Origin of the sequence: Paraburkholderia sp. SIMBA_053 (assembly GCF_046534895.1) — a bacterium.
In the GTDB taxonomy this organism is placed as follows: domain Bacteria; phylum Pseudomonadota; class Gammaproteobacteria; order Burkholderiales; family Burkholderiaceae; genus Paraburkholderia; species Paraburkholderia caledonica.
On sequence record NZ_JAWRXU010000833.1, the window covers coordinates 1 to 266 of the forward strand.

The 266-nt window shown below is 65.0% G+C and carries 1 protein-coding gene; it reads right to left on the bottom strand.

Annotation, left to right across the window (positions count from 1 at the left end; translation table 11 throughout):
• A partial coding sequence (locus SB753_RS37920; RefSeq protein WP_410805270.1) for a (2Fe-2S)-binding protein occupies positions 1-266 on the bottom strand: 266 nt, incomplete at both ends.

The following is a 266-nucleotide window of genomic DNA, read 5'->3' on the forward strand; positions in this document are numbered from 1 at the left end:
CTCAGCGGCGCGCTGCACGGCGCGCACGATTTCGACATGCGTGCCGCAACGACACAGGTTGCGCGACAACTCGCTGCAAATCGTCTCGACGCCCGGATGCGGATCGCGCTCGAGCAGCGCCTTCGTCGTCATGATCATGCCGCTCAGACAATAGCCGCATTGCGCCGCCTGTTCGTCGATAAACGCCTGTTGCACCGGATGCAGCGCGGTACGCGTGCCGAGTCCTTCGAGCGTGGTGATCTCGTGGCCCAGCGCGACCTTCGCCG